The sequence below is a fragment of the Geodermatophilus sp. SYSU D00703 genome, from assembly GCF_054050155.1.
Window position 1 is genome coordinate 1 of sequence record NZ_JBJGYU010000026.1, and the last position, 18,792, is coordinate 18,792.

General features: G+C 75.4%; 20 protein-coding genes and 1 pseudogene. 8 read left to right on the forward strand and 13 right to left on the reverse strand.

The window, feature by feature from the left end; translation table 11 throughout:
- Positions 1–136 precede the first annotated feature (136 nt).
- The 3 genes from ACI782_RS19745 to ACI782_RS19755 all read right to left on the reverse strand — a co-directional run bounded on the left by ACI782_RS19745 (position 137) and on the right by ACI782_RS19755 (position 2,978).
- Positions 137–1,102, reverse strand: a complete 966-nt coding sequence (locus ACI782_RS19745; RefSeq protein WP_456911789.1) for an ABC transporter substrate-binding protein — start codon at positions 1,100–1,102, stop codon at positions 137–139.
- 43 nt (positions 1,103–1,145) lie between these two features.
- A complete protein-coding gene (locus ACI782_RS19750) occupies positions 1,146–1,853 on the reverse strand; it encodes a class II aldolase/adducin family protein (protein ID WP_456911790.1) in 708 nt (235 codons plus the stop codon).
- Between the two features lie 384 nt (positions 1,854–2,237).
- A complete protein-coding gene (locus ACI782_RS19755) occupies positions 2,238–2,978 on the reverse strand; it encodes an IclR family transcriptional regulator (RefSeq protein WP_456911791.1) in 741 nt (246 codons plus the stop codon).
- Positions 2,979–3,090: 112 nt separating this feature from the next.
- Between ACI782_RS19755 and ACI782_RS19760 the strand changes: the two genes are divergently transcribed.
- From ACI782_RS19760 to ACI782_RS19780, 5 genes are all read left to right on the forward strand, one after another.
- A complete protein-coding gene (locus ACI782_RS19760) occupies positions 3,091–4,236 on the forward strand; it encodes a cupin domain-containing protein (RefSeq protein ID WP_456911792.1) in 1,146 nt (381 codons plus the stop codon).
- A complete protein-coding gene (locus ACI782_RS19765; RefSeq protein ID WP_456911793.1) occupies positions 4,233–5,087 on the forward strand; it encodes a fumarylacetoacetate hydrolase family protein in 855 nt (284 codons plus the stop codon). The genes ACI782_RS19760 and ACI782_RS19765 overlap by 4 nt, the downstream gene beginning before the upstream one ends.
- A complete protein-coding gene (locus ACI782_RS19770; RefSeq protein ID WP_456911794.1) occupies positions 5,087–6,325 on the forward strand; it encodes an FAD-dependent oxidoreductase in 1,239 nt (412 codons plus the stop codon). The genes ACI782_RS19765 and ACI782_RS19770 overlap by 1 nt, the downstream gene beginning before the upstream one ends.
- Positions 6,326–6,477: 152 nt before the next feature.
- Entirely contained in the window at positions 6,478–6,987 is a 510-nt protein-coding gene (locus ACI782_RS19775) for a DUF1707 SHOCT-like domain-containing protein (RefSeq protein WP_456911795.1), read from the forward strand.
- Between the two features lie 57 nt (positions 6,988–7,044).
- Positions 7,045–7,791 (forward strand): SDR family oxidoreductase, encoded by a 747-nt coding sequence (locus ACI782_RS19780; protein ID WP_456911796.1) that lies wholly within the window; start codon positions 7,045–7,047, stop codon positions 7,789–7,791.
- A 9-nt stretch (positions 7,792–7,800) separates the two neighbouring features.
- Here ACI782_RS19780 and ACI782_RS19785 read toward each other — a convergent pair whose 3' ends face one another.
- Positions 7,801–8,385, reverse strand: coding sequence for an AAA family ATPase (locus ACI782_RS19785; RefSeq protein ID WP_456911797.1), 585 nt, complete (start codon positions 8,383–8,385; stop codon positions 7,801–7,803).
- A gap of 193 nt (positions 8,386–8,578) precedes the next feature.
- Here ACI782_RS19785 and ACI782_RS19790 point away from each other — a divergent pair, with 193 nt between their 5' ends.
- Positions 8,579–9,175 carry a PadR family transcriptional regulator gene (locus ACI782_RS19790; RefSeq protein ID WP_456911798.1) on the forward strand — a complete coding sequence of 199 codons (597 nt, stop codon included), beginning with the start codon at positions 8,579–8,581 and terminating at the stop codon, positions 9,173–9,175.
- A gap of 76 nt (positions 9,176–9,251) precedes the next feature.
- On the opposite strand, the gene ACI782_RS19795 is transcribed toward ACI782_RS19790, so the two are convergent.
- The 6 genes from ACI782_RS19795 to ACI782_RS19820 all read right to left on the reverse strand — a co-directional run bounded on the left by ACI782_RS19795 (position 9,252) and on the right by ACI782_RS19820 (position 14,794).
- Positions 9,252–10,208 carry a VOC family protein gene (locus tag ACI782_RS19795; RefSeq protein ID WP_456911799.1) on the reverse strand — a complete coding sequence of 319 codons (957 nt, stop codon included), beginning with the start codon at positions 10,206–10,208 and terminating at the stop codon, positions 9,252–9,254.
- A 218-nt stretch (positions 10,209–10,426) separates the two neighbouring features.
- Positions 10,427–11,446, reverse strand: coding sequence for an amidohydrolase family protein (locus ACI782_RS19800; protein WP_456911800.1), 1,020 nt, complete (start codon positions 11,444–11,446; stop codon positions 10,427–10,429).
- A 44-nt stretch (positions 11,447–11,490) separates the two neighbouring features.
- Entirely contained in the window at positions 11,491–12,267 is a 777-nt protein-coding gene (locus ACI782_RS19805) for a DUF1932 domain-containing protein (protein ID WP_456911801.1), read from the reverse strand.
- Positions 12,264–13,376 carry a 4-oxalomesaconate tautomerase gene (locus ACI782_RS19810; protein ID WP_456911802.1) on the reverse strand — a complete coding sequence of 371 codons (1,113 nt, stop codon included), beginning with the start codon at positions 13,374–13,376 and terminating at the stop codon, positions 12,264–12,266. The genes ACI782_RS19805 and ACI782_RS19810 overlap by 4 nt, the downstream gene beginning before the upstream one ends.
- Positions 13,369–14,079 carry a 4-carboxy-4-hydroxy-2-oxoadipate aldolase/oxaloacetate decarboxylase gene (locus ACI782_RS19815; RefSeq protein WP_456911803.1) on the reverse strand — a complete coding sequence of 237 codons (711 nt, stop codon included), beginning with the start codon at positions 14,077–14,079 and terminating at the stop codon, positions 13,369–13,371. Before ACI782_RS19815 ends, ACI782_RS19810 begins: the two co-directional genes overlap by 8 nt.
- A 76-nt stretch (positions 14,080–14,155) precedes the next feature.
- Positions 14,156–14,794: a GntR family transcriptional regulator gene (locus tag ACI782_RS19820; RefSeq protein WP_456911804.1), complete on the reverse strand. Its 639-nt coding sequence runs from the start codon at positions 14,792–14,794 to the stop codon at positions 14,156–14,158.
- 47 nt (positions 14,795–14,841) lie between these two features.
- On the opposite strand from ACI782_RS19820, the pseudogene ACI782_RS19825 reads away from it, so the two are divergent.
- A pseudogene (locus ACI782_RS19825) lies at positions 14,842–15,054 on the forward strand (helix-turn-helix domain-containing protein); the annotation flags it as partial.
- Positions 15,055–15,287: 233 nt separating this feature from the next.
- Positions 15,288–15,656 carry a LysR substrate-binding domain-containing protein gene (locus tag ACI782_RS19830; protein WP_456911805.1) on the forward strand — a complete coding sequence of 123 codons (369 nt, stop codon included), beginning with the start codon at positions 15,288–15,290 and terminating at the stop codon, positions 15,654–15,656.
- Here the strand turns inward: ACI782_RS19830 and ACI782_RS19835 are convergent.
- The 3 genes from ACI782_RS19835 to ACI782_RS19845 all read right to left on the reverse strand — a co-directional run bounded on the left by ACI782_RS19835 (position 15,539) and on the right by ACI782_RS19845 (position 18,762).
- The gene (locus ACI782_RS19835) at positions 15,539–16,414 is read right to left on the reverse strand and encodes an ABC transporter substrate-binding protein (RefSeq protein WP_456911806.1); all 876 of its coding nucleotides are present in this window, start codon (positions 16,412–16,414) and stop codon (positions 15,539–15,541) included. The two genes, ACI782_RS19830 and ACI782_RS19835, sit on opposite strands and share 118 nt — an antisense overlap.
- 27 nt (positions 16,415–16,441) lie before the next feature.
- Complete coding sequence (locus ACI782_RS19840) at positions 16,442–16,837, reverse strand: hypothetical protein (RefSeq protein ID WP_456911807.1); 396 nt, start codon at positions 16,835–16,837, stop codon at positions 16,442–16,444.
- A gap of 485 nt (positions 16,838–17,322) precedes the next feature.
- Complete coding sequence (locus tag ACI782_RS19845; RefSeq protein ID WP_456911808.1) at positions 17,323–18,762, reverse strand: lipase maturation factor family protein; 1,440 nt, start codon at positions 18,760–18,762, stop codon at positions 17,323–17,325.
- Positions 18,763–18,792 lie beyond the last annotated feature (30 nt).

Consider the following 18,792-nt stretch of genomic DNA (forward strand, 5'->3'; position numbering starts at 1 on the left):
CCCCCCCCCCCCCGGCGCGGGGGGGGGGGGGCGCCGCGGCGCGGGGGGGGGGGGCGGCGCGCGCCGGGCCCCCCCCCCCCCCCCCCCCCCCCCCCCCCCCCGCCCTCGTGTCACCGGCCGACACGACCGCCCGCGGTCAGGGCAGCAGCTGGTCGAGGTCGGGCTCCTGCGAGAGGGTCCCGTACTCGGTCGCCTTGGCCCCGAGCAGCTCCATCGCCTCCCGGCTGAAGTCGGTGCGGAAGGTCGGGATGACGATCCGCTCGAGCACGGCGGGGTCGATCTCGGTGTAGGTGCCGGTGATCCGCCGCACCTCCTCCGGGTTCTGCTGCGAGAACTCCAGCGACCGGTTCATGGCCCGCTGGAAGGCCGCGACCAGCTCCGGGTCCTCCTGCATCAGCTGCTGCGAGGTGAACACGCAGGAGATGTCGAGCTCCGGGTGGAAGTCGGAGAAGTTGTAGGAGAGCACCCGGGCGCCGGCGTCCACCGCCTCGGTGAGGAACGGGTCGAGGATCCACGCGGCGTCGACCTGGCCGCTCTGCAGGGCGGCCGGGGCGTCGGGGAACGGGATCTCGACGAACTCGACGGCCCTCGGGTCCCCGCCGGCGTTCTCCACGACGGCCCGGATGGTCGTGTCGCCGATGTTGTTGAGCGTGTTGACCGAGACGGTGCGGCCGGCCAGGTCGGCCATCGACTGGATCGGCGAGTCCGCGGGCACCACCACGGCGCCGAAGTCGGGGTTGCCGGCGGTGGAGTTGGCGTTCGTGATGCAGGTCAGCGGCAGGCCCTGGTCGACGGCGATCATCGTCGAGAGCACGTTGCCGCGGCCGAACTGGTAGTCGCCGGAGACGACGCTGGGGACGACGACCGCCCCGCCCGAGGCGCTCTCGATGGTGAGGTCGATGCCCTCCTCCTCGAAGAACCCCTGGTCGACGCCGAGGTAGAGGGGCGCGGAGTCGACGATCGGCTGGGTGCCGATGGTGACGGGGGTCAGCCCGCCCTCCCCTCCCCCGCCCCCGGCGTCGTCGGACCCGCCACCACAGGCGGCGAGGGTGAGCAGTGCTGCGGCACCGGCGGCGACGGCGCGCGCCCTGGCTGCGGTCACGGTCGGACTCCTTCGTGCGACGGGTGCGGGCAGAGCGGGGGGATCAGCGGACGCGATCGCGCCAGAAGCCCCAGGCGCGGGCGATCTGCGGGGTGTTGGTGGCCACGGTCGCGGCGGCCTCCTCGTCGGTGAGGTAGGTGGGCTCCCCGAGGCGCAGGGCCTCGGCCTGCACGCCCGCGTTCACCTCGGTGTAGATCGCCCGGTACACGGCCTCCTGCAGCGACGCGCCCACCGCGGTGGACCCGTGGCCGCGCATGAGCACCACCGAGGCCGAGCCCAGGGACGCGGCCAGCGTCGCGCCGGACTCGGCGGTGCGGATCAGCAGGTCCGACGCCGTCCCCAGGGTGTCCCGGGCCTCGAAGACGGGCACCTCCGGCGCGAGGAAGCCGGCCATGTGCAGGACCGGCCGCAGCGGCGTGCCGGCCACGCCGAACGGGATCACCGCCGGCGAGTGGCTGTGCACGACGGCGGCGACGTCCGGCCGCGCGCGGTAGATCTCCGCGTGGATGTGGAGCTCGAGGTAGGACGGGCGGGGGTCGTCCGTCGTCCCGTCGAGGGTGATCCGCTGGACGTCGTCGGGCTGGACCAGCCCCGGCGCGAGGTTGCGCGAGAGCAGGAACGCGCCGGGGTCGTCGGCGCAGCGCACGCTGACGTGCCCGAAGGCGTCGAGGATGCGCTGGTCGACGAGGACGCGGTTGGCCGCGGCCAGCGTCCTGCGCTGGTCCTCGGCCTGGTCGCGCTGGTCCGGCACGTCGTCCTCCCCTGTGGTCGTGGTGCGGTCCGGATCGTGACCCACGACACCCGCTCTCCCGGAGCGGATTCTGCAGAACAGAATGTCAGGGGTCCTGCCTCGGACGGCGCGGCGCTCCGGCTGAGGACCTCCACCTCGCGGGTTCCCGTCAGCGGCGGACTCCCGGCCCGTCGGGAGCGGCCTGACCCACGCTCCCGGGCTGGGCGGGCTGCGGGCGGCACAGGAGCGGATGACCCGGGAGCTGCCGCTCGGCCAGGCGCGGGAGCTGTTCGAGGCCGGCGCTCACGCGGCCACCACGGTCGACGAGATCGCGTCGGCCGCCGGCACCACGCGGCAGACGCCCTCCCTGCACCGTCGTCGACCCGGACTGACGCCCGGCGCCGGTCAGAGCAGGGCGAGGTCGCGGGCCACGGCCGCGGCGGTCGAGGTCAGCGCGGAGCTCCAGACCGGCAGCCGGTCGCGGGAGTAGCGCGCCGTCGGCACGGCCAGCGACAGCGCCACCCGGGCGGCGCCGGCGGGGTCGGGCACCGCGACACCGATCGCGGTCAGCCCGGTCTCGGTCTCCTGGTCGTTGACCGCGAAGCCGCGCCGCCGGATCGTGCGCAGCTCCCGCTCGAGCCGCGCCGCCGCCGGCTCGTCCAACCCCGCGAGGACGGCGGCGAGCTGCTCGCGGCCGAGCGTGGCCAGCGCCGCCCTGCCGCCCGAGCTCAGGTGCACCGGGAGCGTCCGGCCGGTGCGGTCGCCGACCCGCAGGACCTGGTCGCACTCCACGGTCGCGACGAAGCGCACCACGGCGCCGGCCAGGACCATCACGTTGGCCGTCTCCCCCAGCGCGTCGACCAGCCGGCGCAGGTGCGGCACCGCGACCTCGCGCAGCCGGGCGACCGGCTCCTGCTGCACGGGACCGCTGCGCAGCACCGGGCCGGCCCCGTAGCGGCGGTCGGGCAGCTGCTCGGCGAAGTCGCGGTAGACGAGCATCCCCAGCAGCCGGTGGGCCGTGGACACCGAGACCCCGAGGCGCTCGGCGGCGTCGGTCACCCGCATCGCCCCCTCCTGCTGCAGCAGGGTGGCCAGCAGCAGCGCGGAGTCGACCGACGCGATGGCGTACGCGGGGCGGTTCTTCACAACAGAAAACGTTATCCCCTGTTGCGGAAAAGGTGGACGCTTCCGTCAGCGGACCACCGGGAGGGCGACGTCCCTCCTCCTCGACCCTCGACGCACGGGAGGTACCCCTGTCATGACGCAGCAACTCGCCTCACCGGTCTCGCTGACCGCCGTCGACTCCCCCGACCAGCCGACGCCGACGCCGGAGCTCGAGGAGCTCTACCGGGGGTTCGAGCGCGAGCTGCTCGTCCCGCTGTGGACCGAGATCGGCGACCTCATGCCGGTGCACCCGCGCTCGCGCGCGGTGCCGCACGTGTGGCGGTGGTCGAACCTGCTGCAGCTGGCCGACCGCGCGGGCTCGCTGGTCCCGGTCGGCCGCGGCGGCGAGCGGCGCGCCATCGCGCTGGCCAACCCGGCCCTGGGCGGCAAGCCCTACGCCACCCCCACGCTGTGGGCGGCCATCCAGTACCTGATGCCCGGCGAGGACGCCCCCGAGCACCGGCACACCCAGCACGCGTTCCGCTTCGTCGTCGAGGGCGAGGGCGTGTGGACCGTCGTCGGCCGCGACCCGGTGCCGATGAACCGCGGGGACTTCCTGCCGCAGGCCGGCTGGAACTGGCACGCCCACCACAACGCCGCGAGCCGGCCGATGGCCTGGATCGACGGGCTGGACATCCCGTTCCAGTACACCTCCGAGTCGCAGTTCTTCGAGTTCGGCCGCGACCGGATCAGCGACGAGGAGAAGACGACGCCGGAGCGGTCCCGGTCGCAGCGGCTGTGGGGCCACCCCGGCCTGCGGCCGGTGTCCGCGCCCGGCGCCACTCCCGGCACGCCGCTGCTCAACTACCGGTGGGTCGACACCGACGCCGCGCTGACCGACCAGCTGGAGCTGGAGGCCGAGGGCGCGCCCGGGGTGGTCGAGCCCGGCCACGCCGCGGTCCGCTACACCAACCCAACCACCGGCGGGGACGTGCTGCCGACCATCCGCGCCGAGATGCACCGCGTCCGCCGCGGCACCGAGACCGCTCCGCGGCGCGAGGCAGGCTCCTCGGTGTTCCAGGTCTTCGACGGCACCGGCACGGTGACCGTGGGCGAGGCCTCCTGGCGGGTGGAGCGCGGCGACCTGTTCGTCGTCCCCTCGTGGCAGCCGCTGTCGGTGCGCTCGGAGGCCGGTCCGAGCGACTCCGACTCCGGCGCGCTGGACCTGTTCCGGTTCAGCGACACCCCGATCTTCGAGGCGCTGCACCTCGACCGCGTCGCCGTGGGCGGTGACCGGTGAAGCTGGCCACCATCCGCACCCTCGACGGCGCCACCCGCGCGGTGCGCGTCGACGACGAGCACCTGGTCGACCTCGGCGCCGACGACCTGGGCGCGTTCCTCGCCGACCCGGGCTGGGCGGCACGGGCCGCGGCGGCGACCGGGGAGGTGTCCCACACCCGGGGCGCGGCCTTCGCGCCGGTCGTCCCGCGGCCGGGCAAGGTCGTCTGCGTCGGGCTCAACTACCGCAACCACATCCTGGAGATGGGCCGGGACCTGCCCGAGTACCCGACGCTGTTCTCCAAGTACGCCGACACCCTCGTCGGCGCCAACGACGACATCGTCAAGCCGCCGGAGACCACCGCGTTCGACTGGGAGTGCGAGCTCGCCGTCGTCATCGGCGCGCCCGTCCGCCGGGCGACGGGCGCGCAGGCCGAGGCGGCGATCGCCGGCTTCTCCGTGCTCAACGACGTGACCTGCCGCGACTGGCAGTTCCGCACCCGCGAGTGGCTGCAGGGCAAGAACTGGGAGGCGACCACTCCCCTGGGCCCCTACCTGGTCACCCCCGACGAGTTGCCCGGCGGCGTCCGCCCGACCCTGGAGATCAGCACCCGCGTCGACGGCGAGACGGTGCAGGAGGACACGACCGGCGACCTGCTGTTCGACCCGGTCGCGCTGGTCGAGTACGTCTCCACGATCGTCACCCTCCGGCCGGGCGACGTCATCGCCACCGGCACCCCCGGCGGCGTCGGCCACGCCCGCGAGCCGGCCCGCTACCTGGAGGTCGGCCAGCGCCTGACCACCGAGATCAGCGGCCTCGGCCGGTGCGAGAACGCGGTCGTCGCGGACCCGGCGGCGCTGGAGGGCGACTGATGAGCGGCGGTCCCGACGTCCTGGTCGTCGGTGGCGGCATCGGCGGCCTGGCCAACGCCCTGGCGCTGTCCCGGAAGGGGCTGCGCGTCCGCGTCCTCGAGCGCGCCTCCCGGTTCGGCGAGGTCGGGGCCGGCCTGCAGATCGCCCCGAACTGCACCCGCATCCTGGCCTCCTGGGGGCTGCTCGACGAGGTGCTGTCCCTCGGCGTGCGGCCGGAGAACCTGGTCATGAGGGACGCCGTCGACGGGTCGGTGCTCACCCGCCTCGACCTCGCCGACGCGAGGGAGCGCTACGGCTTCCCCTACGTGGTGATCCACCGCAGCGACCTGCACGGCACGCTGCTGCGCGCCTGCCGGGCCGCCGGCGTGGACCTGGTCAACGACGTGCAGGTGACCGGCTACGAGCACGTGGACGGCGGCGCCACGGTGGTGCACGCCGGCGGCCGGGAGACCGCCCCCGTCGTCATCGCCGCCGACGGCCTGTACTCCGTCGCCCGCCGGCTGATCAGCGACGACGAGCCGGTCAGCTCGGCCTACGTCGCCTACCGCGGGGCGATCCCCGCGGAGCAGGTCGCCGAGATGGACGTCTCGATGAGCGACGTCGTGCTCTACGTCGGCCCGCACTGCCACTTCGTGCAGTACCCCCTGCGCCGGGGCGAGATGTTCAACCAGGTGGCGGTGTTCCGGTCGCCGAAGGCGCTGGCCGGCGAGGACGACTGGGGCACCCCCGACGAGCTCGACGCCGCCTTCGCCGACACCTGCGACCAGGTGCGGACCGGCCTGCCGCTCATGTGGCGCGACCGCTGGTGGCGGATGTTCGACCGCGACCCGATCCCGACCTGGGTCCAGGGCCGGCTGGCACTGACCGGGGACGCCGCCCACCCGCCGCTGCAGTACCTCGCACAGGGCGCGGTCATGGCGATCGAGGACGCCTGGGTGCTGTCCGAGCACGTCGGCGCGCAGCTGGCCGAGGGGGGCCCGGACTGGGACGCCGCGCTCGCGGCGTACGACGCGGTGCGGCCCGAGCACTGCCGGCGGGTGCTGACCACCGCCCGCGCCTGGGGCGAGCTCTGGCACCTCACCGGTGCGGAGCGGGAGGCCCGCAACCGCGTCCTGCGGGAACGGGACGTCCACGACTACGGCTTCGTCGACTGGCTCTACGGGCCCACCGCGCTGACCCCCGAGCAGGAGCCGCCGATGTTCACCCCGCAGCCCCTGCAGGCGCCGGTCGGCGCCTGACCGCACGCAACGGCACGAGGCCCCTGCCCGGCGCACCCGCCGGGCAGGGGCCTCGTGCGTTCCGGACCGGGTTGCGCCGGAACCCCGCCCGCTCCCCCGGGTACGGGTGCACGCTGTCCTCCTCTCCGCGTCGCCCACCGGGAGGAGCAGCCATGCCACCCCTGATCGACCTGGACCCCGCGCCGACGGCCGCACCGCGGATGCGCGCCTCGGACGTCGACCGCCTCGCCACCGTCACGCGCCTGCAGGACGCGATCGCCCGCGGCCTGCTCACGCCGGACGAGGGCAGTGAACGGATGGCCGACGCCTTCGCCGCCGTCCACCTGGACGACCTCGGCCCGCTGACCGAGGACCTGCCGCCGGCGCCCTCCGGGCGCACGGCGCCGGGCTGGCGGTCGCTCGGGACGCTCGTGGTCGAGCAGGTCCGGGCCTCCCTGACCGCCGCCGCCACCGGCCGGCTGAGGACGGCGCGGGTGGCGGTCGTGCTCCTCGTCGCCGCCCTCCTCCTCGTCCTCCTCGGCGCCCTGAGCGGGGCCGCGCTGTCCGACGACGGCCGCGGCGGGGGCGGCGGAGGCGATGGCTGGCACGAGGAGCACCGGGACGGCTACTGGGACCACGACCACGACCACGACTGGGACGACGAGGACTGGGACGACGACTGATCCGGTCCCCTGCCAGACTCGCCGACCGGTGTCCCGAGCGTTCCGGAGGTGTCGGCGGTGGGTCGTGGCGTGTGCGTGGTGACCGGGGGCGGCCGTGGCATCGGCGCCGCGACGAGCCTGCGGCTGGCGCGCGACGGCTGGGACGTGTGCCTGTCCTGGACCAGCCGCGAGGAGCCCGCCGCCGAGGTGGCCGGGGCCTGCCGGGCGGCCGGCGCGCAGGCCCTTCCCGTCCGGGCCGACGTCTCCCGGGAGCCCGACGTGCTGGACCTGTTCGCGACCGCGGCCACCCTCGGCCCCGTGCGGGGTCTGGTGAACAACGCCGGTGTCCTCGGCATCCGGTCCCGCGTCGAGGACCTCGACGCCGCCCGCATCGAGCGGACGCTGGCGGTCAACACCCTCGGGGCGTTCCTCTGCGCCCGCGAGGCGGTCCGCACGATGTCCATCCGGCGCGGAGGGGACGGCGGCGCCATCGTCAACGTATCCTCGCGGGCCGCCGTCCTCGGGGGCCCGGAGGAGTACGTCGACTACGCGGCCAGCAAGGCCGCCGTCGACGCGCTCACCGTCGGGCTGGCCAAGGAGGTCGCGACGGACGGGATCCGCGTGAACTCGGTGCGCCCCGGTCTGATCCGCACCGAGATCCACGCATCCGGCGGGCAGCCCGAGCGGGTGGACCGGCTCGCGCCGACGGTGCCGATGCGCCGGGGCGGGGACCCCGAGGAGGTGGCCGCCGTCGTGGCGTGGCTGCTGTCCCCGGAGTCCTCCTACGTGACGGCGACCGTGGTCGACGTCGCCGGCGGCCGCTGAGGGACGCCGTCAGGAGCCGCCCGGTCCCGGGGTGCCGAGGACCTCGCGCAGGGTCGCCTCGCCGGCCCGCACCCGGTCGACGACGAGCACGTCGCCCGCACCGGGGTCCTGCAGCAGCCGGCTCCACCGGGCCGCGTGCCGGCGCATCCGGCGTGCCGGGATCCGGCGTCCACGGGCGGCCTGCCCGCTCTCGGCCACCTCCCGCGGCACGTCGAGGAGCACCAGGCGCAGCGGCCGGCCGGCCCTCCGGGCGGCCCGGAGCACGGCTCCTCGCCAGGCCCGGCTGGTCCACGGGTCGGTGAGGACGACGACCGGCGCCGTACCCCGGACGCTGCGCAGGACCCGCCACCGGTGCCGGAGGTGCACCCACGGTCGGAGCAGCCGGTAGGGCAGGCGCAGCGGGTTGCGCAGACCGGCGGCGACCTGCTCGGAGTCGTGGGCGACCACACCGGGGACGCCGTTCCCCAGCAGCCGCCGCAGCAACGTCGTCTTGCCGCTCCCGGGGAGGCCGGCGATCACGACGAGGGCGCGGCCGCCGTCGGCCACCGGCGTCGGGAGCCGGCACGGCGCGGTCAGGACGGGCGCGGTCGGCATGGCCACCTCCTCGGTCGCGGACGACGATGCGCGCTCGTCCTCGACGGATCCCGTGCTGCGGCTGGACGGTCCCTGTGAACACGTCGGGGCGCGCGGGCCCGTTCCCACGGGCTCCCACGGCGGCCATCCCAGGCGTGGGCTGATGATGGTAACGATGTATCGTTACTGTCACTCGATACGTCAGGAGGACATCGTGAACCCCTTCCGAGAGCGCGACGGCCGGCACCCCGGCCAGCGCCACCACCACCCCCGCCGCGGCTTCGCCGGTCCGGTCGACGGTCCGCCGCGCCCCCACCGCCGCGGTGGACGGGGACGCGCACCGCGCGGTGACGTCCGCACCGCGGTCCTGCTGCTCCTCGCCGAGGAGCCGATGCACGGCTACCAGCTGATGCAGGCGATCGCCGACCGCAGCGGCGGCCGCTGGAGCCCGAGCCCCGGCGCGATCTACCCGACCATCAGCCAGCTCGAGGACGAGGGCCTGGTCACGGTGACCGCGGAGGCCGGCCGCAAGCTCGTGACGCTCACCGAGGCCGGGCGCGAGCACGTCGGGACCCGGCAGGAGGCGTGGCCCGACCCGTTCGCCGGCCGCGCCGGGGCCGGGCCGGGCGACGACCTGCCCGGCCTGGTGCACCAGCTGCACGGCGCCGTCCGCGAGGTGGCCCGCACCGGCACGGACGCCCAGCGCGCCGCGGCGGCGCGGATCCTGGCCGACGCCCGCCGGTCGCTCTACCTGCTGCTCGCCGAGGGACCCGAGGCGCCCGCCGCGGACCCCGAGGCGCCCGGCGCGTGACCGCGCCGGGAGTGCTCACGACACCGGCGCCCCGCCCGCGGTGCGGACGGGGCGCCGGTACCGGCGGACGGCGGCGTCAGCCGGCCGGGTCGACCGGTGGGGTGCCGTGGGTGTGGAAGGTCTCGATGGTCTTGAGCCCCCACGCCTGCCCCTTGGCCCGCTCGGCCTGGGTCCAGTCCACCGGCTGCCAGTCCGGGGCGAGCACCACCCGCGCCCCGGCGTTGCACAGCTCGATCCGGTTGCCGCCGGGCTCCCAGACGTAGAGGAAGAACGTCTGCTGGATGGCGTGCTTGTGCGGTCCGGTCTCGATGTGCACGCCCTGCTCCAGGGCGATGTCGGCCGCGCGCAGGATGCCGTCGCGGGTGTCGACGGCGAAGGCGATGTGGTGCAGCCGGCCCGGCGTCTGCGTCCAGTCCCGGGTGTAGACCGCGTCGTAGGTCTTGTTGGTGAAGGTGGTCCAGCTGCCGGCGACGGCGCCGTCGTCCATGACGATCTGCTCGGTGACCAGCGCACCGAGCGTGTCGCGCAGGAAGTCCCGGTTCTCCACCGGCTCGACGCCGAGGTAGTTGATGTGGTCCAGCCGCCGCACGGCCACCCCGTGCGAGGGATAGGCCTGGGCCTGGTTCTTCAGCGACGGCTTGAGCTCGGCCGGCGGGGTGTACCACTCCGACTCGTAGTACAGGCCCAGCTCGTGCCCGTCGGGGTCGGTGAACACGTACGTCGGCCCGTACCCCGGGTCGCCGTCCTGCCAGCCGATCCCCCGCCCGGTGGCCTCGATCGCCGCGACCCGGCGCTGCAGCGCCTCGGGGCCGGCCGCGCGCAGGTTCGTGCGCCCGACACCGGAGGTGGTGTGCGCGGTGAGCTTGATGGTCGCCTGCTCGTAGTCGTCCCAGGCCCGCAGGAAGACCGAGTCCCCGTCCGACCCGTTCTCCGTCATCCCGAGGTACCGGGTGAAGAACTCGAGGCTCCGCTCCGGCACCGGGGTGCGCAGCTCGACGTGGGCCAGGTGGGCGATCTCGTGCAGCGGGGGCATGACCTCTCCAGTCGACGATCCGGGGCGCAGCCGGCCGACCCTCCGTCGTGGCCCGCGCCACACCGAGTCTCGCCAGAGACGCAGCGATCAGTCCAACACCGTGGCGTGGCCCCAGCGATCGCGGACGGCGATGGACACCGGCGCTGCACGAGGGGATCCGGGGTGGCCGCCGCGGCGTGCGGCGACCACCCCCGTCCGAGGCCGCGAGCGGTGCCGGCTCAGCGGTTGCGGGCCGCCAGGGCGGCGTCCAACCGCGGGTACACCCGGCGGGCGTTGCCCTCGTAGACCTTCGCGCGGTCCTCCGGCGACAGGTCGAGCGCGTCGACGTAGCGCCGGGTGTCGTCGAAGTGGTGCCCGGTCCGCGGGTCGATCCCGCGGACGGCGCCGACCATCTCCGAGCCGAACAGGATGTTGTCGACGTCGATGACCCCGAACAGCAGGTCGATGCCGGGCTGGTGGTAGACGCAGGTGTCGAAGAAGACGTTGCGCATCACCGCCTCCTCGACGGCCGGCCGGTCGAGCATGTCGGCCAGCCCCCGGAAGCGGCCCCAGTGGTAGGGCACCGCCCCGCCGCCGTGCGGGATGACCAGCCGCAGGTCCGGGAAGTCCTTGAACAGGTCGGCCTGCACCAGCTGCATGAACGCCGTCGTGTCGGCGTTGAGGTAGTGCGACCCGGTGGCGTGGAAGTTCTGGTTGGTCACCGCGGACACGTGCACCATCGCCGGGACGTCGAGCTCGACCATCGCCTCGTAGAACGGGTACCAGCTGCGGTCGGTCAGCGGTGCCGACGTCCAGTGGCCGCCGCTGGGGTCGGGGTTGAGGTTGCACCCGACGAAGCCGAGCTCCTCGACGCACCGCCGCAGCTCGGCCACCGAGGAGGCGATCGGGACGCCGGGCGACTGCGGGAGCTGGCAGACCCCGATGAAGGAGTCCGGGTAGAGCTCGACGACCCGGGCGATGAGGTCGTTGTTGACCTGGGCCCAGCGGGAGCTCACGGCCTCGTCGCCCACGTGGTGGCCCATCGCCGAGGCGCGGGGCGAGAAGACGGTCAGGTCGATGCCCCGCTCGGCCTTCAGCCGCAGCTGGCTGCCCTCGATCGTCTCGCGGATCTCGTCGTCGGAGATCCGCGGGTAGGGCGGGGGCTCCTCGCCCGCGCCGAACGCCGCCTCCTGCGACTCGCGCCAGGCGGTGTGCGCCGCCGGGGCGGTGGTGTAGTGGCCGTGGCAGTCGATGATCATGCGGTCTCTCCTCGCGGTGTGGTCGGTGGCCGGAGCGCCGGCGGTCAGGTGTCCTGCCGGTCCCGCAGCTCCACGAGCAGGTCGCGGGCGGCGGCGGCGATCCGGGGCGGCACGCCGAGCTCGGTGAGCTGGTCGGCGGCGGCGGTCATCTCGTCGGCGCGGCGCCGGGCGTGCCGGTGGGTGCCGTCGACCAGCCGGTCGATGGTCCGCTCGTCGAAGCCGGCCAGCTCCGCGCTGATGTCGCCGCGCAGCCAGTCGGCGCAGCCGGCGGCCTCGGCCGCGGCGAGCGCCTCGACGACCGCGGCGGCCAGGCCCTTGTAGAAGACGCTGCGCAGCAACTTGCGGGAGATCGCCTCGCCGGCGGGGCCGGGCTGGACGGTCACCTGGATCCCGAAGCCGGCGAGCACATGGGCGTAGCGGTCCGCGCCTTCGCCGGAGACGAGCATCGGCGTGCGCAGCCCCCTGCCCGGCACCGGCGACATGAGCGCCACGTCCACGACCGGGACGTCGCGGCCGGCGAGCTGCTCCACCAGCGCGGCCTTCACCCCCGGGGAGGCGGTGTTCAGGTCGGCCCAGACGGTGCCCGGGCGCAGCGCCGGCAGTGCGTTTCCCAGCGCCGTCACGGCGTCGTGCGAGCTGTTCGCGCTGAGCACCAGGTCGGCGTCGGCGACCGCCTCGGCCTCGCTGCCGCGCGGTTGCACGCCCTCGACCACGATGCCCTTGGGGTCGTAGCCGCGGACGTCGGCGCCGGCCGCGACGAGGTCGCGGCCGATCTCCGCCCCCGCCTCGCCCAGCCCGAGCAGGGCGATGCGGGCGGTCACCGGGCGCTCCCCTCGGCGGCGGCACGCGGGAACGCGGTGCCGTCGAAGAGCTTGCGCGCGGTCCGCACCACACCGGAGCGGACGGCCCGAGGTGGCGTGGCCGTGGCGTCCACCACGACGTCGACCAGCAGGTGGCCGGTCGGGTGCTCGACGTCGACCTGCGACCGGCTGGCGGCCCAGTCGGCGGTCAGCTCGTGCCCGACCGCCCCGGGCAGCAGCATGCCGGTCACCGCGCTCACCGCGGCCAGGACGCCGATCGAGGTGTGCGGCTGCACCGGGATGAACGACCGCGTGCGCACCTGCCCGCCGTCCCGGGCCGGGGCGAGCAGCACGGTCTTGGGCACCGAGGAGCGGCTGACGTCCCCGAGGCCCATGAGCTGCCCCGCCTTGGTGCGCAGCGCGTCCACCCGCTCGAGCAGCCCGGCGTCGGCGGCCAGCTGCTCGTGCGGCTCGTCGCCGGTCAGCCCGAGGGACCCGGCCGTCGCCACGACCACCGGCATGCCGTTGTCGACGCAGGTGACCTCGACCCCGTCGACGGTGTCGCGGACGTGCCCGGTGGGCAGCAGGCTGCCCGTCGCCGACCCCTCGGTGTCGGTGAACGCGAGCACGACGGGCGCGGCGGTCCCCGGCACCCCGGCGATCTCGACGTCGCCGCTGTACTCGACCCGGCCGCCCGGCGTGGGGAAGGTGGCGACGGCGACGCTCTCGGAGTTCACCATCCGGATCCGCACGGTGGTCTCGTCGCCGCCGGCCGGCACCAAGCCGCGCTCGACCGCGAACGGCCCGACGCCGGCCAGGATGTTGCCGCAGTTCTGCTGGGTGCTCACGGTGGCCTCGTCCACCCCCAGCTGCAGGAACAGGTAGTCGACGTCGGCGTCCGGGTGCTCCGACGGCCCGACGACGGCGACCTTGCTGGTCAGCGACGTCGCGCCGCCCAGCCCGTCGATCTGCCGCGGGTCCGGGGTGCCCATGAGCCGCAGCAGCAGGTCGTCGCGAGCGGCGGGGTCGGCGGGGAGGTCGCCCGGCTCGAAGAACAGGCCCCGGGAGGTGCCGCCGCGCAGCATCGTGCAGCGGACCCCGGCGTCGTCGTAGCCGGAGACGTCAGTCACCGCCGGCCTCCTTCCGGTACTCCTCGTAGGTCAGGTACTCGATGCCGAACTCGGGCAGCCGCTCCCGCAGGCCGTAGCGGTCGAGCCCCAGCTGCCCCTCCTGGAAGGCGGCGCGGGCGGCGGCCTCCTTGTCGAGCCGGGCCTGCGAGGCGGTCAGCGCCCGGCCGACGTCGGCCCGCGGCACCGCCATCACGCCGTCGTCGTCGCCGAGCACGACGTCGCCGGGGTGGATCGTCTGGCCGCCGAGGACGACGGGCACGTTCACCGCACCGGCGGTCGCCTTGACCGACCCCTGCGCGCTGATCGCCCGCGACCACGCCGGGAAGCCCATCTCGCGCAGCTCCGCGACGTCGCGCACGCCGCTGGCCAGGACCACGCCCCGCACGCCGCGGCGCGCCAGGGCGGTGGCGAACAGCTCGCCGAACAACCCGTCGGTGGAGGGCGAGTTGGTGGCCACGACGAGGACGTCGCCGGCCCGGCACTGCTCGACCGCGACGTGGATCATCAGGTTGTCGCCGGGCCAGCACACGACCGTGACGGCGGTGCCGCCGATCCGGGCGCCCGGCCACGCGGGCCGGTACTCCGGGCCGAGGTAGCCGACACGGCCCAGCGCCTCGTGCACGGTGGCCACGCCGAACGTGCCCAGCTTCTCGGCCTCGCCGACGTCGGCCCGCGGCGGGTCGGTGACGACGACGGTCCTCATGCCGGCACCGCCACGGTGACGGCGCGCTTCGCCAGGGAACGGGACACGGACAGCTCCTCGGGGTGGGGAAAGGACCTCAGACGGACTCGGCGAGGGCGGCGACGACGCTGCGGAAGTGGCCGCGCGCCGCCGCCTCGGCCGCCGCCGGGTCGCGGTCGGCGATGGCCTCGACGACCCGGCGGAGTTCGGAGAAGGACTGCTGTGCCCGGCCGGGCCGCAGCGACAGCTGGAACTGGTGGCGCACGATCTGCGCCTGCAGCCGCTCGATCAGCCGTCCGGCCGTGGCCTGGCGGGCCGCCTCGCGGATGGCGGCGTGCAGGTCGGCGACCCGCGCGGAGTACCCGAGCAGGTCGCCGTCGGCCAGGGCGTGCTGCATGCGGTCGCACCGGTCGCGCAGCCGGTCGACCTCCTCGTCGGTGACGCGCTCGGCGGCCTTCGCGGCCAGCAGGCCCTCGAGCACCGCGCGGCACTCGGTGATCTCGATCGCCTCGGCCACGGAGACCGTGCGCACCCGGGCGCCGCGGTTGGGGATCCGCTCGACCAGCCCGTCGGCGATCAGCGCGTCGAGCGCGAGGCGGACGGCGTTGCGGGTCACGCTGCAGGACTCGGCGAGCTCGCCCTCGACCAGCCGATGCCCCGGGGGCAGGTCGCCGCGGGTGATCGCCTCGCGCAGCCGGCTCTCGGCCGCGACGCGACCGTGCGCCCCGTCCTCCATGCGACCTCCCGTGACCTCTGCGGACGACCCTAAACCCGCCGACAGAATTGTCAACAATCCTGTCGACACATGGCCTGCAGGCTCCGCCCGGCAGACTGTCCGGCGCACGGCTGCGGCCCCGGGGATCGGAGACGGCGAACGGACCTGCGCCCAGCTGGAGTACGTGGTGGCCGTCCGCGCTGGGCGCGCAGGTCGCGCGGCTGGAGCGGGAGCTGGACGTGACGCTGTTCCACCGCACCAGCCGCTCGGTCCGGCTGGCCCCCGCCGGGGAGCTGCTCCTCCCCCACGCCCGGGCCTGCTCCGCGGCGCCTGGGGGGCCCGCGCCGAGCTCGACGCGTTCGCCGGGTCGGGGCCGTCGTCGCGCCGACCTCCCCGCTGGCCGGCCGCGCCGGCGTCTCGCTGCGGGACCTCGCCGCGACCGGACCGTTCGTGGAGATGCGCGACGAGTCGGGCCTCCGCCTTCAGGTCGACGCGGCCTTCACCCGGGGCCGGGGTGGAGCGGACCGTCGCCTTCGAGCTCCGCAGCTCCGACGCCGTCGTCCGGTTCGCCGGGCTCGGCTTCGGCGCCGGGCTGGTGCCCGCGTCGACCGCCGCGGAGGCGCCGGGTGTCGCCGTCCTGCCCGTCGACGACCCCGCCGCCCGGCACGCCGTCGGTCTGGTGCACCGGGCCCCGGCTCCCTCCACCCCCCAGCGCCCGGGCGTTCCTGGACCTGCTCCTCGAGGGAGCCGCGACGGCGTGAGCGGTCAGCCGGCCGGGCGTGCCACGCGGCCGGGCGGAGGCGCCGGGACGGCGTCGGGGTGCAGCGCCCAGGCCAGCGCCGCCACCCCGTCGACGAGGGCGGGCCCGGCCTGCACCACGTAGCCGGCCGAGTCGATCGCGAGCAGCGGCACCCCCGGGAGGTGCCCGGCGACCACGCCGCACTGGTCGAGGGCCGCCGCCAGCCCCATCCCGCACGGCGCCACGACGACGAGGTCGGCGGCCGGCAGGTCCGGCCAGGTCGACGCGACGCTGCGCCCGCCCTCGACCGCGCCCACCGGCTCCCCGCCGGCCCGGCGCACCAGCTCGGGCACCCAGTGCCCGGCCAGGTAGGGCGGGTCGGTCCACTCCAGCACGAGCACCCGGGGCCGCGGCCGGCCCGCGACCGCGCGCTGGACCTCCCGCAGCCGGGCCCGCAGGTCGTCGACGAGCGCGTCCGCGGCTGCGGCGGCACCGGCCGCGCGGCCGACCGCGGCCACGGCGTCCAGCACGTCCCCAAGGCTGTGCGGGTCCAGCGACAGCACCGCGGCGTCGGTGCCGATGGCGCGGCAGGCCTCCTCCACCGTCGCCGCGGGGAGGGCGCAGACGCGGCAGAGGTCCTGCGTGAGGACGAGGTCCGGGTCGGCCGCGGCCAGCGCCGCGCGGTCCAGCTCGTACAGCGGGAGCCCCCGCGCGGCCCGGTCGTGCACCACCGCGTCGATCTCGGCGGGACCGAGGTCCGGCGGGATCACCGTGTCCACGACGACCGGGCAGCGCGCCCGGGCCTCGGCGGCGCACTCGAAGGTCACCGCCACGAGACGGTCGGCCAGGCCCAGCGCCGTCACGATCTCCGTGGCGGCCGGCAGGAGCGAGGCGATCCGCACGCCGCCACGCTAGGGCGTGGTCCGCCCTCAGGCGACGTGCTCGTCCACCCCGGCGTCGGCACGGGCGAGGAACCCCTGCAGGGCCTGGGGGGAGCCGCTGCCGATGTGGTCGACGCCGGCCGCGAGCAGCTCGGCCCACACGGCCTCGCGGACCGCGGACGGGCCCTCGGGGGTCCCCCGGAACCGCACCCGGTGGCCGCGCGCGTGCGCCGCGACGGCGAGGGCCTGCAGGTCCTCGCGCTGCTCGGCGGGCATGGGCCCGGCGCCGCTCCAGGGAGAGCGGACGTCCCAGTCGTCGCTGACGACGGGCACCAGAGCCGGCGGGAACCGGGTGCCGAGGTCGGACAGCCGGCCCTCGAGGGCGCAGAACCGCAGCCGCCGGGCCGCGAGCGCCAGCGGCGGGCGGTTGCCGGTGACGACCACGGCGACCGGGCGGCGCCGGACGACCCCCCGGTCCAGTGCGTCACCAGCCGCGGGTACCGGCGGAGCAGCTCCTCCAGCACGGCGTGGGTCGCCCGCCCGTCGGTCCGGACGTCGACGAGCAGCTGCAGCGAACCGGCCCAGCCGGGGTGCACCGAGCCCCCGAGCGCGGCGACCCGGGCGACCAGCGGGGCCAGGTACAGCGCCTGCAGAATGGCCCCGCGCCGGGTGTCCGCCGCGTCGCGGCCGACGCGGAGCTCGCCGCCGACCAGCCAGACGGGCACCTCGACGCTGGTGGCGCCGGCGTGCAGGGCGTCGGCGAGCGACCGGGGGCAGGTCGCGGAGGCGCGGGCGACGGGTGCGGCGGGGCGGCCGCGCAGGAGATCGGGAGCGATCACGCCGGGAACGCTCGCGGCCGAGCGCGACGTCCCTCCGGCTCCGACGTGACCGGCGGTTGAACGAGCCCCGACGAACCGGGGCGGCCCGGATCAGCGCGACGTCAGCTGGTGCAGCGACACCGGGTCCACCAGGACGCCGGCCGGGGTGCGCGACCACCAGGCGCCGGTCTCCCGCCGCTCCTGCCGCGTGGTGAAGCGGTAGCGGTACAGCCGGATCCGCACGAACGCCGGGGGCGCCTCCGGCGGGAAGGGCGACCGGCGCAGCAGCCGCAGCGTGGCCCGGTCCCCCTCCAGCAGCAGCCGGAGGAAGGGCCGCAGCCAGCGGCTGCCGTAGCCGGGGTCGATGCCGACGAACCACATCAGCCAGTCCAGCCGCAGGTGGTAGGGCGCGTACTGCGGCGGACGGCGGTGCACGTCGCCGGGCTTGCCGCGGAACTCGTACTCCCGCCAGACGGTGTCCGGGCCGGGGCGGGGGTCGTCGGTCCCCTCCACGACCGCCTCGTAGCGGGTGCGCGTGACCGACCCGAACGCGCCGTAGGTGTTCACCAGGTGCAGCGGGTCGAAGCTGGCGTTCATCTTCTGCCGCCGCGACAGCAGGTTCCGGGCCGGCCGCCAGCTCAGCACCAGCAACCCCGCGGCGACCCCCACGACGAGGGCCGTGTGCCAGGTGGGTGCGGTCAGCTGCGCCGGCGGGTCCACCGGCAGCACCGCGGCCCAGACCCGGCCGTCCACCACCGACGTCGCGAGGACCAGGGTGAGCCAGTTCAGCCAGGCGAAGTTGCCGCTGAGCACCAGGTACCCCTGGGTCACGATGACGACCAGCGCCGCGACGGTGGCCACCGGCTGCGGCATCAGCAGCCCCCACACGACGACCAGCTGGGTGGCGTGGTTGGCGAGGACCTCCACCCTGTGCAGTCGCGGGCTGAGGTGGTGGAACCACCAGCTCGCGGGGTTGGGCATCGGCTGGGTCTCGTGGTGGTAGCGCAGGCAGGTCAGGTCCCGCCAGCAGGGGTCGCCGCGCAGCTTGATCAGGCCGGCCCCGAACTCCAGCCGGAACAGCAGCCAGCGCAGCAGCCACAGCACCAGGACCGGCGGTGCGACGTCCGCCGGCCCGAGGAGGACCGCGAGGAAGCCCGCCTCGAGCAGCAGGGACTCCCAGCCGAAGCCGTACCAGATCTGCCCCACGTTGACGATCGACAGGTACAGCCCCCACATCAGCGCCCAGACCGCCATCCAGGCCCACAGCGGCGCCTGCTCGACCAGACCGGCCAGCGCGGCCGCCGAGCACGCGATGCCGGCCCAGCAGACGGCGGCGAAGAAGCGGTCCGACCAGTGCAGGGCGAACAGGCTCGGCGCCCGGCGGAACGGCGTCCGGGCCAGGAAGCGAGGCACCGGCAGCATCCCGCGGGTGCCGATCAGCGGGCGGAACTGGCGCAGTGCCGCCACGAAGGCGACCAGGTAGACCAGCGCCAGGCCGCGGGTGAACACCAGCCGGCTCCACCAGTAGCCCGGGTCGGAGAGCCAGTCCACGCGCTCCTCCCTACCCGGCGGCCGGGCCCC